18 protein-coding genes and 1 riboswitch are annotated in these 17,334 nt (G+C 32.9%); of the genes, 11 read left to right on the top strand and 7 right to left on the bottom strand.

Features of this window, described 5'->3' with window-relative positions:
- Positions 1–37: 37 nt before the first annotated feature.
- The 3 genes from eutH to ACW5YJ_RS02265 form a co-directional block, all read right to left on the bottom strand.
- On the bottom strand, positions 38–1,276 hold the full coding sequence (gene eutH / locus ACW5YJ_RS02275; protein ID WP_457338435.1) for an ethanolamine utilization protein EutH: 1,239 nt from the start codon (positions 1,274–1,276) through the stop codon (positions 38–40).
- A 97-nt stretch (positions 1,277–1,373) separates the two neighbouring features.
- Complete coding sequence (locus tag ACW5YJ_RS02270; protein WP_017724013.1) at positions 1,374–1,940, bottom strand: ANTAR domain-containing response regulator; 567 nt, start codon at positions 1,938–1,940, stop codon at positions 1,374–1,376.
- Position 1,941: 1 nt separating this feature from the next.
- Positions 1,942–3,363: a sensor histidine kinase gene (locus ACW5YJ_RS02265; RefSeq protein ID WP_368679782.1), complete on the bottom strand. Its 1,422-nt coding sequence runs from the start codon at positions 3,361–3,363 to the stop codon at positions 1,942–1,944.
- A gap of 321 nt (positions 3,364–3,684) precedes the next feature.
- On the opposite strand from ACW5YJ_RS02265, the gene ACW5YJ_RS02260 reads away from it, so the two are divergent.
- The 7 genes from ACW5YJ_RS02260 (at position 3,685) to ACW5YJ_RS02230 (ending at position 10,352) form a co-directional block, all read left to right on the top strand.
- Positions 3,685–5,790 carry a BglG family transcription antiterminator gene (locus ACW5YJ_RS02260; RefSeq protein ID WP_107551598.1) on the top strand — a complete coding sequence of 702 codons (2,106 nt, stop codon included), beginning with the start codon at positions 3,685–3,687 and terminating at the stop codon, positions 5,788–5,790.
- A 19-nt stretch (positions 5,791–5,809) separates the two neighbouring features.
- The gene (locus ACW5YJ_RS02255; RefSeq protein WP_017724016.1) at positions 5,810–6,277 is read left to right on the top strand and encodes a PTS sugar transporter subunit IIA; all 468 of its coding nucleotides are present in this window, start codon (positions 5,810–5,812) and stop codon (positions 6,275–6,277) included.
- 77 nt (positions 6,278–6,354) lie between these two features.
- Positions 6,355–6,633: a PTS sugar transporter subunit IIB gene (locus ACW5YJ_RS02250; protein ID WP_017724017.1), complete on the top strand. Its 279-nt coding sequence runs from the start codon at positions 6,355–6,357 to the stop codon at positions 6,631–6,633.
- A 127-nt stretch (positions 6,634–6,760) separates the two neighbouring features.
- Positions 6,761–8,020: a PTS galactitol transporter subunit IIC gene (locus tag ACW5YJ_RS02245; RefSeq protein WP_017724018.1), complete on the top strand. Its 1,260-nt coding sequence runs from the start codon at positions 6,761–6,763 to the stop codon at positions 8,018–8,020.
- Positions 8,021–8,040: 20 nt separating this feature from the next.
- Positions 8,041–9,072: a zinc-binding dehydrogenase gene (locus tag ACW5YJ_RS02240; protein WP_135092783.1), complete on the top strand. Its 1,032-nt coding sequence runs from the start codon at positions 8,041–8,043 to the stop codon at positions 9,070–9,072.
- Between the two features lie 50 nt (positions 9,073–9,122).
- Positions 9,123–9,278 carry a hypothetical protein gene (locus ACW5YJ_RS02235; protein WP_017724020.1) on the top strand — a complete coding sequence of 52 codons (156 nt, stop codon included), beginning with the start codon at positions 9,123–9,125 and terminating at the stop codon, positions 9,276–9,278.
- A 36-nt stretch (positions 9,279–9,314) separates the two neighbouring features.
- Positions 9,315–10,352: a galactitol-1-phosphate 5-dehydrogenase gene (locus ACW5YJ_RS02230; RefSeq protein WP_135092782.1), complete on the top strand. Its 1,038-nt coding sequence runs from the start codon at positions 9,315–9,317 to the stop codon at positions 10,350–10,352.
- 194 nt (positions 10,353–10,546) lie between these two features.
- On the opposite strand, the gene ACW5YJ_RS02225 is transcribed toward ACW5YJ_RS02230, so the two are convergent.
- Positions 10,547–11,386, bottom strand: a complete 840-nt coding sequence (locus ACW5YJ_RS02225; protein WP_017724022.1) for a YitT family protein — start codon at positions 11,384–11,386, stop codon at positions 10,547–10,549.
- 335 nt (positions 11,387–11,721) lie between these two features.
- Entirely contained in the window at positions 11,722–12,486 is a 765-nt protein-coding gene (gene fadH, locus ACW5YJ_RS02220; protein ID WP_457338434.1) for a 2,4-dienoyl-CoA reductase, read from the bottom strand.
- A gap of 270 nt (positions 12,487–12,756) precedes the next feature.
- Between fadH and ACW5YJ_RS02215 the strand changes: the two genes are divergently transcribed.
- A complete protein-coding gene (locus ACW5YJ_RS02215; RefSeq protein ID WP_026113559.1) occupies positions 12,757–13,059 on the top strand; it encodes a PadR family transcriptional regulator in 303 nt (100 codons plus the stop codon).
- A 19-nt stretch (positions 13,060–13,078) separates the two neighbouring features.
- Positions 13,079–14,233: a chromate efflux transporter gene (gene chrA, locus ACW5YJ_RS02210; RefSeq protein WP_457338433.1), complete on the top strand. Its 1,155-nt coding sequence runs from the start codon at positions 13,079–13,081 to the stop codon at positions 14,231–14,233.
- A gap of 129 nt (positions 14,234–14,362) precedes the next feature.
- Here the strand turns inward: chrA and ACW5YJ_RS02205 are convergent, their stop codons facing one another.
- Complete coding sequence (locus ACW5YJ_RS02205) at positions 14,363–14,584, bottom strand: DUF3955 domain-containing protein (protein WP_457338432.1); 222 nt, start codon at positions 14,582–14,584, stop codon at positions 14,363–14,365.
- A 210-nt stretch (positions 14,585–14,794) separates the two neighbouring features.
- On the opposite strand from ACW5YJ_RS02205, the gene ACW5YJ_RS02200 reads away from it, so the two are divergent.
- Both ACW5YJ_RS02200 and ACW5YJ_RS02195 read left to right on the top strand, forming a co-directional pair.
- The gene (locus ACW5YJ_RS02200; RefSeq protein WP_017724027.1) at positions 14,795–15,262 is read left to right on the top strand and encodes a helix-turn-helix domain-containing protein; all 468 of its coding nucleotides are present in this window, start codon (positions 14,795–14,797) and stop codon (positions 15,260–15,262) included.
- A 57-nt stretch (positions 15,263–15,319) separates the two neighbouring features.
- Positions 15,320–15,429: riboswitch (SAM riboswitch) on the top strand.
- 69 nt (positions 15,430–15,498) lie between these two features.
- Entirely contained in the window at positions 15,499–15,672 is a 174-nt protein-coding gene (locus ACW5YJ_RS02195; protein WP_017724028.1) for a hypothetical protein, read from the top strand.
- A 174-nt stretch (positions 15,673–15,846) separates the two neighbouring features.
- Here ACW5YJ_RS02195 and ACW5YJ_RS02190 read toward each other — a convergent pair whose 3' ends face one another.
- Positions 15,847–17,334, bottom strand: coding sequence for a DUF6056 family protein (locus ACW5YJ_RS02190; RefSeq protein ID WP_457338431.1), 1,488 nt, complete (start codon positions 17,332–17,334; stop codon positions 15,847–15,849).

Below are 17,334 nucleotides of genomic sequence, written 5' to 3'. Positions count from 1 at the left end.
TGAGTAATGAAAATATTGGATTTATAGACTCGAGCTATTACTTATTTTCTAAATATTCATTTTCACCAATAATACCTGCACGTCTGTCAATTTCTTCTAATTTTTTCGCTTTTGGAATACATAATATATATGCAAATATAATTGCAATAATACCTGCACTCAACTTACCTATCATTACAGCAGGTATCAGCGTTGGCTGGAAATTAGCTGTATAAGATAGGTGATCGCCTAACAAGAATGCCGAACATACACCAAAAGCAATGTTGATTACTTTATCTTTTGGTGGCATATCTCTTACAAGTTTAAGCATTGCTAAAATGTTCGCAATTGTTGCTATGAAACCTGCGCTCCCTACTTCACTTAACCCTACTTTATTTCCAACTTTATGCAAAACTGTAGAAAAGTATTTACGTATTAAATATACCATCGGGAAAGCACCTGATAACATAATAGCAATATTACCTGCATTTTCTAATGCTCTAAAATTGTCGTGCTTATCAGCCATAATAGGATCAAACCCCCAACTCCCAAATATAGTGGTAAACAAACCTGTGAATATTTCTACTACAGAAAAGACAAATACTAATTTAATACATGTATCTAGAACCTTACCAAAGACAATAAATATTTTAATCATAATGTCAGAAAAGAAATATAACCCTATTGCTGTGATTAATACAAATAGAATTAATGGTAAAAGATTAATAAATACCGTAGATATGCTAATCTGAAATATATGTGTTGCTGCACTTGTTGTATCAATGACTGTTCTAATTTTTGTATGGCTTAATAGAATTATTACCGTGGAAATAAAAACACCAAATGGTATAGCCAATAACCCTGACAATATTCCTAGCGCCATATACTTATGATCTCGTTTATCTAGCATTGGTAACCCCAGCGGTATAGTAAACACAATAGTTGCCCCTGCCATAAAACCAACAATCATCGCCATTATCCATCCTTCATAACTTTGCTTTAAAACATCTGCAAGTTGATATCCTCCCATATCCGTTGCAAGTATAGAAGTAGCTGCGATTGCTGGATCAGCACCAATCTTGTCAAATAGTGGTCCAAAAACTTGTTCTATGAATTTTGAAATAAAAGGAATTGATGCCATGATGCCTGCTGAATTAGCAAAAATAGGCCCAATAGTATAAATACCTTCCATAAATTCTTTACCTATACCTTTATCTGCATTACGGATCGCACCAAATGCACCTAACACTGCACACGCCATAATAATATAAATAATTACCGTTCCAATATGCTCCATAATGTTTCCCCCATTGTTAAAAGCTATAAAAAAACAAAAAAGTGCCTATTTGATTAATTCAAATAAGCACCTTTGCTTTTTATATTCACTTGTTTTGTTATCTCAATTTTTCGATAATCTTAGACGCTTCAATTTCAATACCCACTTGCTTGTCCATACTCTTTCGCCTGAGTTTCTGATAAGCTGCTTCTTCTGTTAAATTTAATTGCTTCATCAATATGCCTTTTGCTTTTTCAACAAGCTTCCTATCGTTCATTTGTTTTTTAGTGTGATTTACTTCAAATCTTAATTCAGCAATATTTTGAGCTTGCCTCATTGCAATCTCAACAGCTGGTAATAATTGTGCTTCGGATATAGGTTTCACAATATAGCCCACTATATTAGCCTGTTTCGCCTCTTCTACATATTCACAATGACTATATGCCGTCAGTAGCAATATTGGAATATTGTATTTTTTCGTAATGATTTTGCTCGCTTTTAAACCATCCATTTTTGGCATTTTAATGTCCATAATGATTAAATCTGGCCGAAACTTATCAGTAGCTTCTAATGCTTTTTCTCCATTACCGACTTCAGCAACTACATTATAATTCGCAGCTTCTAACATTTCTACGATGTCCATCCTAACGATTGACTCGTCTTCAACAACTATAATAGATGTCATTTTAATTCTCCCCTTTGTATTGAAACTCCACTCTCGCATTCGTTCCAACACTATTACGTTCAATTCTAAAAGCCCCGTCTAAGTCATTTTCCGTAATTGTGTTTACAATTTTCAAACCAAATGATTGTTTGAATTCACACGCAGTCTTTCCTGTGTCTTGTACGTTTAGATTAATTAATTCAGATTGAGCATTGTAAGATAGACAAACTGTTATTTCCCCTTTTGCTTGTCCATTAAATGCATGTGTTAAGCAATTCGTTATAAGTTCATTTGCAATTAATGCGATAGACACTGCTATATTTGAAACTAAGTGGATATTTTCATCTGTTTTATAATTAATATGTATCATTCTATTAGGAGATTCGTTATAAACTATCATATTCCCAATTTTTTTAATTAATTTATCAATATTTACAGAATCTGTGGATGATTCATCTAGTATAACTTCGTAGACTGATGCGATACTTAAAATTCTGTTAAGGCTTTCTTGGAAGTATTTTTCACTCCCATTAGGCAACCCTCGTCTCATCTGTAAACGCAATAAACTTGCAACAGTCTGTAAATTATTTTTCACACGATGATGAATTTCACCTATAGCAACTGATTTAGATATTAATGCCCTTTCTTTTTCTTTTAAATCTGTAATATCTTTTAACAGAATTAAATGACCGGTCATCACATCATCTTCAAGCAACTGTATACATTTAATTTGAAAATAATGCCCTTGTAGAGCACGCTCTTCTATTGTGATAATTCGTCCATCTGTAAGCATATTTTCGATAGATGGAAACAATTCTATGAAATTTAATCCTGCTTCACAGTCTAAATGTAAAAGTTCACTTACCATTGCTTCTCCTGCTAAATTAAAGTAACGTATGTTCAATTCGTTATCTAAGTCAAACAAGCTTTCTTCAATCATGTCTGGTACAAAAATTGGATTACTCTCTGAATTTGATACCAAATCACTTAGAGTACTAGTTGCTTGTGTTAATGCTTTCAACCTTTTTTCTTCCATAATTTTATTACTGACATCTATTTCCATTATTAGAATACCAATAGTTTCATTAGCTAATTTAATTGGCGTAGCGCTCTGTTCTACTACTTTACCCTCTTGTGAAATTGCGCGATGTTGTGCAAATTCACTACCTGAAAGCACTTCAAATACAGCAGGCTCAAACTTCTCATAAACATTAGCTTCTACTACGGATCCTTGATACAAGCTTTTACAGTTCACCGGAACTGCTTCTGCAACAACAATAACTTCACCATGTTCTTCTATGGGACAATCAATAAAAACATTTGCCTGATTCAAGTTGGCAATCATTTGTAATTGTTCTGATACCTCTGAAATCCTATTTATTGCTGCTTCTGTCAACATTGTCCTTGCTTTACATCTTATGCTTACTTCATTGATATGCATCATTCCAAACATATTTATGTGAATATTTAGATTTTTATATTCATATACTATTATGAAATTTTGTCAAAAATATGTCAATTCAAAACGCAATAATTCAAAATTTTATAGTAATTTCACACTATAGAGATAAGTATACCGTCCTCACGATTATTACATTTTCCCGTCTTCTTTTCATAACTACAAAAAATATCTTTATACGCTAATCGATTTCATAATCTAATGATACTCGTAAAACAATGATGTTCATTGAATATTGCAACTTTTATCACAATGATGTACATAAAATGAAATTGGATTTGTGTCTGATGAATGTACAACTCTTTGATGCTATGTGCTAAATTAGAGTCAACAACAAGGGAGGGATTCAATATACAGACAGAAAATTTTAGCGTCATTACAGAATTAATTAAAAACCCTAAGCTTAAAGGCAAAGATCTCGAATTAATGTTCAATATATCTCGTAGACAACTTGGCTATAGAATCCAAAAAATCAATACATGGTTAACTGAACAAAATTTACCTACGATAGAGCGTACTAGCCAAGGCTTCTTCATCGTTGATGACGCAATAAAACATTTTCTTAACGTATATATTGAACCTTTACCACAGGAAAATGAGCAAGTATATACTGCTTGTCAGCGCGCGCATCTCATTTTACTGATGTTGTTTAAAGAAGATGAAGTGTTATCGTTAAATCACTTTTCTATCGATTTAAAAATTAGTAAGAACACTGTATTAAACGATTTAAAGCAATTAAAGTCACTACTAGAACCATATAACATTATGCTGAAATACTCGCGACAAAAGGGATATCATTTAAAAGGTAATGAATTTGAAATCAGAAAACTTTTAACTAACTTAATTGATAAAGCATATACACTAAACATTCTAAACCATGATGTTTTTGATATTTTAGGCTTACGCAAAGAAAAGCTTCAAATCATAGATGCGCAAATTAATAAAATTGAACAATATTTAGAAAGCAATTTTATAGACCAAAGTACGCAAACGTTACGTTATAAACTCTATTTTATTATTAGGAGAATTCAACATAACAAAATTGTCTCACCCTTTTCAATTGGCTATGATGATCTCTCGGACACTGAGGAATATCGAGCAACAGAAATACTCACTTCAAATTACTCTGATATACCTCTACAAGAAAAACTGTTTATAACATTACAACTTTTATCAACAAGTGTGCAATGGTCAGAACTAGATGATTCAACATTTTTACCAGAATTAAAAGTAGCACTTCAGTCTATGCTTGATCAATTTGAAAAAATCACTTTCATCACATTTAAAGATCGTGAAACGTTACTTAATCAATTAATGTTTCATATGAAGCCAGCTTTTTATAGAATTAGATATCAATTATCTGACGTCGAAAGTTTACAGAATACTCTGAAAGATGATTATAAAGAATTGTTTCACCTTGTAAAACTTTCTTCTAAACCAATGGAAAAAATATTAAGACAACCTCTGCCCGATAATGAAATTGCATACTTAACTATTATTATCGGTGGCATTTTAAGAAGACAAGATGAAGACATTGATAAAAAAGTGAAAGCAGTTGTTGTTTGTACACAAGGGACATCAATTTCTCAATTAATGTTACAAGAACTACGAAGTGTATTTCCTGAATTTATATTTTTAGATACGTTATCATTACGCGAATTTAATCATTACACTCTTGATTTCGATGTGGTGTTCTCACCAATGCACATCATGACAAATAAGAGATTGTATATCACTAAAACGATATTAACTGCTAAAGAAAAACATCATCTACGCCAACACGTATTCGGCCAACTTAATAACACATTTGATACTGACATACACGCTCAAAAAATGTTAGCAATGATACGTAAACACGCTGACATTCATAATGAGGACAACTTATTGAATGAAATTAAACAACAGTTCGATGAGATTCATGCCTATACATCAATCGAATCGTCTTCAATATCATTGAATTATCATTTAAACTTGCAAGATTTGTTGCCTGTAAATCATATTCAATTAATCTCTCACGTTAAAAATATAGACGAAGCCATACGAGTAGCTGCTAAGCCACTTTATAGCCAAAACTATATAGATGCTAATTACATCGATTCTATGATTCAATATTTTGATGCAACGTACATGGTAATTAATCAAAATATCGCAATACCGCACGCAGAAAACGAACAAAATGTGAACCGTACCTCTATGAGTATGTTGATTTTAGATGAACCATTAACACTAAAAACAGGACTTGATGTAAATGTATTTGTGATTATTGCAGCTACAGATAAATTTAAACATTTAAGGCCTCTACTACAATTACGAGACTTGGCTCAAGACGCTGAAATGGTACAAAACATTATACAAACTGATTCAAAATCACAAGTGTTCGAAGTCATTAAACACTTTTCAATAATAGAGTAAAACAAAGGGGTTGAGCCATATGGAAAGTTTAAAATTGGATACATCTAACATCATTATTGGTTTAGAGGCAACCACAAAAGAAGAGGCGTTAAGTCAATTAGCCAAACGGATGTACAATAATGGTTACGTCAAAGCATCTTATGAAAATGCAGTTATTGAAAGAGAAGCATCCTTTGCTACAGGATTACCTACAGTGTATTGTTCGGTAGCAATTCCACACACAGACATTCAACACGTTAATTCAAAGTCTATCGGCGTGGCTGTACTTAAAGAAACCGTACCTTTTGTAATTATGGGAGAACTTGAAGCAACAACAGATGTAAAATTAATTTTCATGCTCGCAATGGATAAAGAAGATACACAATTATCATTACTCCAAAAATTAATGGGTATTTTTCAAAACAATCAAATACTTGAAGCCATTGCAAATTCAACAAACAATGCTCACATCGTAGATATTATTGAACATGAAATTAGAGAAGCATAAACATCTTTTTGGAATAATGAAACTTTTAAGCAGTACACCTTAAATATATATATATCAAAAATTAGGAGGAATTTATTATGAAACAAGTATTAGTAGCATGTGGTGCAGGTATTGCAACATCAACAGTAGTGAACAGTGCAATTGAAGAAATGGCGAAAGAACACAACATCAAAGTAGATTTAAAACAAATAAAAATTTCTGAGGTAGGCTCGTATGTTGATACAGCAGACTTATTAGTTACAACTGCTATGACGCAAAAAGAATACGACTTCCCTGTTATTAATGCACGTAACTTTTTAACTGGTATTGGGGTTGAAGACACTAAAAAAGAAATTCTAGATGCATTACAAAGCTAATGAACTATTTATTAAAATGATCGTACGAACTGTTGGGATAAATACCGTAACAATTTTTTATAGTTATAACAAAGTGACATCTTAATTTATACCAATAGTACTTTATATAAAGAGGATGGTGTATGGGATGAGTGGATTTGTAGATTTTATTCAAGCTTTTTTAGATTTAGGGGCAACAGTTATACTTCCTATCGTTATATTCTTATTAGGATTATTCTTTAGGCAAAAAGTAGGAGCAGCATTCAGGTCAGGCCTGACAATTGGTGTTGCATTCGTTGGGATTTTCTTAGTTATTGACTTACTAGTTAACAACCTTGGTCCTGCTGCTCAAGCCATGGTTAAAAACTTAGGGGTTAGTTTAAATGTCATTGATGTGGGTTGGCCAGCAACGTCTTCTATTGCATGGGCCTCTACAATTGCTGCATTTATTATTCCTTTAGGCATTGTCGTTAACATCGCAATGTTATTAACAAAAACAACACGTACCATGAACGTAGATATCTGGAATTTCTGGCACTATACCTTTATGGGCGCCATGGTTTATGCAATATCTGGCAGTATTTGGCAATCTTTAATAGCCGCTGCAGTATTCCAAATTGTTTGTCTAAAAGTGGCTGATTGGACTGCACCAATGATGAGTAAATTTTATGACTTACCTGGGGTGTCTATTGCAACAGGTAGTACAATTTCATATGCTCCAGGTATTTTCTTAGTAAAAGGATTGCAAAAAGTACCTGTAATTAAAAACTTAAATGCAGATCCTGAAACGATTCAAAAAAGATTCGGTGCATTTGGTGAATCTATATTCGTCGGTTTAGTACTCGGTTTAGCAATTGGCTTATTAGCTGGCTACAACGCTGGCGACGTAATAAATCTTGGTATGTCCATGGCTGCAGTTATGGTGTTGATGCCTCGCATGGTTAAGATTTTGATGGAAGGTTTAATGCCTGTTTCAGAATCTGCACGTACATGGCTGAACAAACGCTTTGGTGATCGTGAAATCTACATTGGCTTAGATGCGGCTGTTGCATTAGGACATCCAGCAGTTATCGCAACCGCTTTAATTTTAGTGCCTATTACCGTATTGTTAGCTGTTATTTTGCCTGGTAACCAAGTGCTACCTTTTGGCGACTTAGCAACAATTCCATTTATTGTCGCTTTTATTGTAGGTGCTGCTCGAGGAAACATTATACACTCAGTTATTGTTGGCACAATCATGATTGCCATTTCCTTATATATCGCAACTGATGTTGCACCGATATTCACAAGTATGGCAGAAGGTACAAATGTGAAAATGCCAGCTGGTTCATCACAAATTTCAAGTATAGACCAAGGTGGTAACATCTTAAACTATATTATATTCAAATTCTTTGGCTTATTTAATTAACTGATAGGAGATGACTTCACATGAAAGCACTTGTTAAAACTAAAGAAGGTTTTGGAAACCTAGAAGTATTAGATACAGAAACGCCTTCACCAAACAAAGATGAAATAAAAATAAAAGTTCATTATACAGGTATTTGTGGTACAGATATTCACACATACGAAGGACATTATAAAGTGAATTTTCCAGTTATACTCGGCCATGAATTCTCAGGCGAGGTTGTAGAAGTCGGTACAAATATTACAAATTTCACTATTGGGGATCGTGTTACTTCCGAAACAACATATTACATTTGTGGGGAATGTGACTATTGTCAAAATGGCGATTATAACTTATGTAATCATCGTAAAGGCTTGGGTACTCAACAAAACGGTGGTTTCACGCAATACTTAGTTACTCCAGCAACTAGCGCTCATCACATACCAGACAATGTTTCTTACAAAGCTGCTGCGATGACTGAACCATTAGCCTGTGCGCACCATGCCGTTTCTAAAATTGATATCCAACCTGAAGATGTTGTTGTTGTTATTGGCCCTGGTCCTATTGGACTGTTAGTCGCTCAAGTTGTTAAAAGTAAAGGCGCTAAAGTTATAATAACCGGATTGAATAATGATCAAGCAAGACTAGATAAAGCATATGAACTTAACTTAGATCATGTAGTTAATATTCAAAATACTGATTTGAAATCATATGTAAATAAAGTCACTAATGGTTATGGCGCAAATGTCGTATTAGAATGTTCTGGTGCAATACCGGCCGCCAAACAAGGATTAGATATTTTACGTAAAAAAGGACAATATGTCCAAGTTGGTATTTTTAAAGATAGCGAAATCCCATTCAATTTAGAACAAATAGTTCAAAAAGAATTACGTATTGTAGGTACTAGAAGCCAAAAACCAGCAGATTGGGAACCTTCTTTACAACTGCTAAGCCGTGGAGAAGTCGACGCAGAATCTCTTATTACAAACGAGCTTAATATTACGCAATGGACAGAAGGATACGATCATATCAAGAGTGGTGAAGGTATCAAAGTATTACTTCGCCCTATCGAATAATTTCAAAATATTCATCGTTAATATACAAACGATAAAAGGAGCGTAAAAATATGGTAGAACTAATGTTGGATTTCATGCTTGGACCCTTGAGGAATATTACAGATTTATATATGAACAACTTACTATATGCAAATACTATCGTCATTTTCGGTTACTTTGTCGCTAAATTTTTTAAAAAGAGAAAAACAAATGCTGAGCAAGGTTAATTCATTTCATATTTAAAAGTTAAGAGGTGACAACATTTGAAAGCTTTAAACTTATATGGCATTCAAGATTTAAGATATGAAGAAACGAAATCTCCTAAAATTGACAATAGCAATGATGTTATTATCAAAGTAGTAGCAACAGGAATTTGCGGTTCCGATAACTCGCGTTATAAAAAATTAGGTCCTTACCGACCAGGTACACCATTTGGCCATGAGTTTTCAGGTACCGTCCATAGTATAGGCAATGATGTAAAACATTTATCTGTTGGTGATGCCGTGACAGGATGCCCTGCGATTGCATGTCACAACTGTGAACAATGTGAAAAAGGTGCATATTCTAGATGTGAAAATTTATATGTCATAGGTTCTTATGAACCGGGTTGTTTTGCAGAATACGTTAAACTGCCAGCTCATAACGTCTTAAAGTTACCTAATAATGTAGATTTTGATACGGCCGCTATGATTGAACCGTCTGCAGTGGTGGCACATGGGTTTTATAGAACAACTATGAAACCCGGCGCAACTGTGGCTGTCATCGGTTGCGGAAGTATTGGATTACTAGCCTTACAATGGGCTAAAATATTTGGTGCTACTAAGACTATTGCTATAGATATAGACTCCAACAAACTAGAAATTGCTAAAACACTTGGTGTTGATTATACAATTAATTCTAAAGAGAAAAATCTAAATGAAGTTATTAAAACACTCCCTTATAACATAGATGTAGCCGTTGAATCTGCTGGCTCACCATTTACTATAGGGCAAGTATTAACATTACCGTCTAAAGGCGGGGAAGTCTTAATGCTTGGTATTCCTTATTCAGATATTGAAATAACTCGCGAACATTTTGAAAAGATATTGCGTAATGAGCTCAAAGTGATTGGTTCTTGGAATGGATTATCTGCGCCATTCCCAGGTGAAGAATGGCATACATCACTACATTATATGTCTACTGGGAAAATTAAAGTACATGCTATGATTTCAGATTATCTAGATTTAGCGCAAGGTCCTGCCACATTTGATGCAATAGTAAATAACAAGAAACATTTTAATAAGGTTATTTTTCATCCATAATTAACACATTAAATTCAGCTATAAAGAGATCTATGTCAATAGGTTCATTTATAGCTATTTTTATATTTAAAAAGACCCGAGACTTCAACATAAGCCACGGATCTTCAAATCACTAATCATACAACCAGTAAATAACTAGTTAAAATCATGCAATCATTTTATAAAATGCTGATTTCCTAGCTACAATGCTAAATTTATTGTAGTTTCATAAATCCATTACCTAAAACGTCGCGCACGTCATGGATAACTAGAAATGCATTTTCATCATGCGCGTTAACGATTTTTTTAATTCTAGCTAATTGGTTTTGCGGTACTACGACATAAAGTACATTCGTTTCTTTACGTTCATAACCTCCTACACCATTTAATAGTGTGGAGCCCCTACCTGTTTCATTATTAATATCTAAACTGATATCTTTATTATAATCTGAAATAATCGTAATCGCTTTTTTCGGATTAAATCCTTCTATAATAAATGTCATACTCTTTTCAACAATAAAAAGCATTACAATCGTATATAATACGTTCTGGACTGGAAGTACAATTAAGAACGATAATACAATAATTGAATCTAAAATAAACAATGCCTGCGAAGTTTTCATCTCGCTATATTTATTTATAATTTTAGCAATGACAGAAGTACCGCCTAGTGTGCTTCGTGCAGAAATCACTAGTCCACTTCCTATTCCTATCAACACACCAGAAAATACAGTATTGATAAAATCAGATTCCAGATGCATATTAAACGATTCAGTCAGTCCTAAAAACGCTGAACTCGAAATAACTGTGATTAAAGTATAAACTGCAGTAGTTTTACTTAAATATTTCCAACCTATCACAATTAATATCATATTTATAATCAAGGAAGTGAGCGCCGGTGATAAACCCAGTGTATATTTCAAGTTTAAAGAAATACCAACTGTGCCACCTTCCCCTAAATTTGAAGCAATGACAAACGCATTGATACCTATACTAATAAGAAACGTACCTAAAATACAAAAACATATATTTTTAAAATGGATTTTATACAACATCCCCCAAACACCTCTTTTCTTAATTATTTAAAATACACACACATAACTTCCTCAAAGTAACATTTTCTTCCTTAAAAATCAGACGACATAAAAAGAAACTTTCTAGTTATTGAACCAAAAAGTTTCGTAAATTAAAGCTTTTATTAATTTTTTTTAACACAAGTCTATATCATAGTAGAAAAGGACGATAATTTCAATTGAATGAGGTTAAATTAAAATTGTATCCGTTAACTAAATTATATTTTAGTTATGTGTACTAATTAAAAAACTGTATGAACGACATGCTCCATTAGTTTTATGTTATATATTAATTAGTTATTCTTGTCACACCTTAATTAAAATGGATTTTGATTCAACCATTGGCCACCATCCATAGTCATACATGCACCATTTATATAGCTAGCTTCTTCTGATAATAAGAATTTAGCTAAACTAGCTATTTCTTCTGGTTGTCCCATTCTACCTAATGGAACATTATCAAGTGTTTGTTGCTTAGCTTCTTCTGATAAACTAAGTTTTCCTGATCCCCCTGTATTATCAATCGGTCCTGGCGCAATTGCATTGACTGTAATACCATATTTACTTCCCCACTCTACTGCTAGTGTTCTTGTCATAGATAATACACCAGCTTTAGCACTTGCTGAATGCACCACCCCGACACCAGCTCTCCATGCATAGGTCGCTACCATATTGACAATGCGTCCTTGTTGACCATTTTTTATCCATTCTTTACCGACAGCTTGTGTACAATACCAAGTTCCATTAAGGACAATATCTATAACAGAGTTCCAACCATTGAGTGATAAGTCTTCTGCCGGACATAGAAAATTACCTGCCGCATTATTGACCAAGCCATCGATTTTTCCATATGTTGCTATTGTTTTATCTACTGTGTATTGAACCCTTTCAGGGTCCCTCACATCCATATCTATACATAACACTTGCCCTTCAAACTTCTCCATTTCAGCTTTGGCTGCTTCTAATCGTTCTAATGAACGACCAGTAATTACAACGTTTGCACCTTCTTCGGCAAATCTTGTTGCCATTGCTTTACCCATACCACTACTACCGCCTGTCACAATGATTACTTTATCTCTCATGTGCATTCTCCTTTAAATAAACGACTTAAATTAACACGTCAAATAACTATAGTAAGCGCTTACACATAATTGTACCTTACTTATCTATCATTAGTAAATAATCTTAATTATTCTTAATTACACGTATTTAAATATATAAAGTAACAATTATTATAAATTTTTAAACTTTCTGTAAATCTAGTAAAAAGCACCTTGATATATGCTATATTGTCCATGATATCGCAAACCGATATCGGTTAACGTTATTAATAATTAAAGGGGCTGTATAATATCGATTCTAAATTAGAAAGACGTATGTTTCTCGGATTTATTTATATCCATATTTTGCATCATGCTAATGAACATCCTATTTATGGTAGCTGGATGATGGATGAGTTAAGAACACACGGTTATGCAATGAGCGCTGGAACGTTATATCCTCTTTTACATCGAATGGAAGATGAGTCATTACTTGTTAGTGAAAAAACTGTCGTTGCCGGTAAACAACGTAAGAACTACACAATCACTCCATTCGGTGAGAAAATGCTAGAAAAAAGCCATCAGAAATTAAAAGAAATTGTCGGAGAAATTTGAACTTGGGAGGGTATCTGTTATGAAATATCTTGAAGTATTTCTCGTAGCTCTGAGGTTAGGCTGTACTTCATTTGGCGGCCCAACAGCACACCTTGGTTACTTCTATGATGAATATGTGAAACGGAGACAATGGCTGACAGAACAACAATACACCAATTTAGTCGCATTATGTCAATTTTTACCTGGACCCGCTAGTAGTCAAGTTGGATTCGGTATTGGTATAACTAAGGCGGGGTTGATTGGCGGCGTAATTTCATTTATTGGATTTACTATCCCCTCGGTAATTATATTAATGCTTTGCGCCACTTTACTTTTAGCTTACAACAACGATTTAGGTTGGACACATGGCCTAAAATTAGTTGCCGTTGCAATTGTATTAAATGCAATTATAGGCATGGGTCAAAAATTATTGTCCGATTTAAAAACAAAAATTTTAGCATTGTTCACCTTAGTGGTAGCTATAACAGTCATTCATCCATTAGCACAATTAAGTGCCTTGACTGTAGTGGCTATAGTTGGATTAGCGCTTTTTAAAGAAACAGATGAACAGAAAGATTCGATAAAAATATTTAATATTCCACGAATAGTAGGCGCCATCTCTCTTATACTATTTTTTAGTCTTTTATTTATCTTACCTATATTGAATTTTGTCACTAACAATTCGTGGATTAATATGGTCGACAACTTTTATCGTTCTGGTGCTCTTGTATTCGGCGGTGGACATGTTGTCTTACCTTTATTAGAACAATCATTTGTAGCAACTGATATGATTAGTTCCGATGACTTTTTATCAGGTTACGCATTAACACAAGCAGTACCAGGGCCGTTATTTACATTTGCTGCATATATTGGAACCGTTATGTCTGGTATTACAGGTGGTATCATTGCAACAATTACTATATTCTTACCAGCCTTTTTATTATTGGTTGGGGTTTTACCTTTTTGGGAGCACGTACAATCAAATCGCTACGCAAAATCAATGCTAAAAGCTGTCAGTGCTGGCGTAGTAGGTATTTTAATCGCAGCTTTTTATGACCCAATATTCACGTCATCAGTAAACACCAATATGGATTTCGCATTTGCTGCTACATTATTTGTATTATTGGCATATTGTAAAGCACCATCTTGGTTAATTGTAATTTTAGGGGTATTACTTGGAGTGCTATTTTATTGATCCTGGATATTTCTATTTATTTAAAAGAAATATCTTTAGTTTTAAGTATTTTATAAGAAAATTTTTATCCTAATAATATATACTCTATACAATAAAAGCCCGAAACATATATGTTTCGGGCTCGCTATTTTAATTTCTATTTTTAAACTTATTTATACCATAAATAGTTAATGATACTATCATCATAAAAATACCAATAACTAAAAAGAGAAAACCATACTCCACTAAAATCCATGGCTCTGGCAATATATTGTTTTCATCTACGTAACTTGGTATCATGAGAAATAAAACTCCTAACGCAATTCCGATTATCATGCTTATAACACTTGCGATCAAAAACTCTTTACTCATAATTTTTACATCTCCTCTTATATTAAATAATTGTATTGTTGCTAAAATTTATTATTTACTATAAGAGTACTTATTAAAAGAAAGCATTACTATCATTCATATATGAGAGGATAGTATGTCTAGCGGTATGTGTAAAGTATCACTAGCTATTGCGTAGAATCAACTTTCAAGCGTACATTGATTATTAATTTGATAAGGGGGATAAAATAAATGGATTTTGGAAATCAAATTAAATTATTAAGAAAAAAAATAAAGCTAACGCAATCACAATTAGCAAATGAACTTAATGTTTCTAGACAAACAATCTCTGCTTGGGAAAATAATAGATATCTGCCAGATATAGAAATGATTGTAATCATTGCTAAAAAATTCGATTTATCACTTGATGATTTAATTTTAGGAGATGACGCCATAAAAAATAAACTTGTCAGTGATGGGAGTAATATCAAACGCATTCGGCTCAGTATATTAAGTCTCATCTTTATTTTAATTGGCATTTTGTCTGCATTTTTATTTTTAATGTTACCCTCTTATGTTTCTCATGATGGCGTTTTACATGAACCTTGGTTCCTAGTGCCTTTGAGCTTTTTTACTTTAGTGATAGGGCTACTAGTGGGCTTGCTTAATTTGTTTTTAATCTTTTTTAATTATTTTAAAAGTTCCAAATTGATAAAATAATTTATATCATTTCTTAATTTGCACTCTTTTGTTATAATGTTTATAAATATAATAGTTCTCTTATTAAGAGTGAGTGGAGGGACTTGGCCCTGTAAAACTCCAGCAACAGCTCAGACGAGCGATGTGCTAAATCCAACAGTTCTAATTTACGAACTGACAGATGAGAAGATGTGCGGAAGCTCTTCTTATCTAAGAAGAGCTATTTTATTTGTAAAAAAATAAAAGGTGGTAATTTTATGAAATCATTGCACGAATTATTCTCAGAACTTGAACATTGGGAAAATCATGTACCTAATAACATGATGAGTAACATAGCTAAACTAGAACATATCAAAAACTTAAAACGTGAAATCTTCGCTCGCATAGATATTCACGATTACAAAGCAATTATATTAGAAAAAGAATTATAAAATACGGCTATCGTATCTCAATCTATAACTCTTATCAGGCTTATATCTTGATAACTAACCGTTATATAAAGACAAGAACGAGAGTGCACAGAAATCATACTTTGCTACAATGATTTCTGTGCACTCCCATGTTATATTTACTTTTACAATTTATAAATTCTCCATACAAGCATCCTATTTATGTTTACAACCAAAGGGCACATATTTTATTTTTGTATCTTTAGGTATACCTTCATATTTGTTAAATAATGACTGGTATCTTGTACTTGTTGGTGTAGCATGATGCAAATAATGTTCAAAAGGTAATTTTTCCATCGTATAAAATTCTTTTTTAGGATGAGCTTTTATCTCTTCTTTTAACTGTGTAATTCGTGTTTCATTTTTTTGATTAATATAGAAAAATGCCCCTAAATATAATGTCGCACAGCCAATTGCTAAAACACCCAAAATCCGTTTCCATAGTTGACCAGTAATGTTCAACTGTGAAAATAATATTAAAAAGATAATGACAAACAACGCAGAAACTGTATAAAAATTTCTTGGCCCTAATGGCGACACAATTACCAAAGGTGCACACACTAACAAAACAGCAGCCAGCAATAAATATAACGTATATTTAACTTCTTTCGGTTCAACTACTATATGAATTGATAAAATAAATGCACTTAAAAACCATATACAAATTGATGTATTTACTAAATTAGCAGTAAGTAGTGAATGAAAATTTTGTAACGCAAATTGTTTATAAATAAAGAAATAGTATATTGGCAAAATCAATAATCCAGTTATAACAAATGCTTGCGTCAATTTAGAGCTTGTATATAACTTAGCGTTTCTGAATAATAGTGCAATAACAACACCAATAATCATCAAGATTATCGTCATTTGATTAAAAACCGCCCAGTCAGGTAGTACTGTTGTTATTGTTGTGGTCACCTTATCAATAATGCCGGTATCACTAGATACTTTTTGGTAACTACTACCCTCAAAAAATATTTTGCGATAATTAGGATTTATAAACATCAAAATTGTCCCTAGTGATGAAATAGCCAAACCTAATATAAATTTAGGATTTAACTTTCTATAAAGTAATACATGTAATACGATTGCTAAAATTAAAATCATCGTATTGAATAACGTTGTATTTTCCATAAAAAATTGTCCTACCAAACAGATACTGTAAAACAAAATATTAGTTATAGGATCCATATTTTTCTGCTTAAATAAAATTGTTGAGATATACCATATAATAAATAGCGCGCAGAACGTTGCAGGAACATAATTATAAAATCCAGCAAACCAACCGTATGTTTGCTTATATATATCACTTGGTATCGTAAGCATCAGAATAAATGCACACAAATAATAATATAAACTCTTAGTTTCATTCACAAGACGTCCAATTATCCATATAATCGAAATACTAAAAATCGCATAAGACAGCCATCTAAACCAATCAAGTCGAACAGCAATAATTTCTAACATATTACCCAAATAACGGCCATTCAAATTTGCAAAGCGTTCTTCTAGCATCTGAATACCATAATGACTATACCAATCCCAGTCGTCATGTGTTAATGGCGTAAGCATAGCCATAAAAATATAAAAAATAAACAATGCGGTTACTGTAAGGTACGTCTTATTCATCCTGAATAATTTCAT

Source organism: Staphylococcus sp. mip270_02 (genome assembly GCF_054031535.1).
This window is presented reverse-complemented; position numbering and strand designations above follow the sequence as displayed.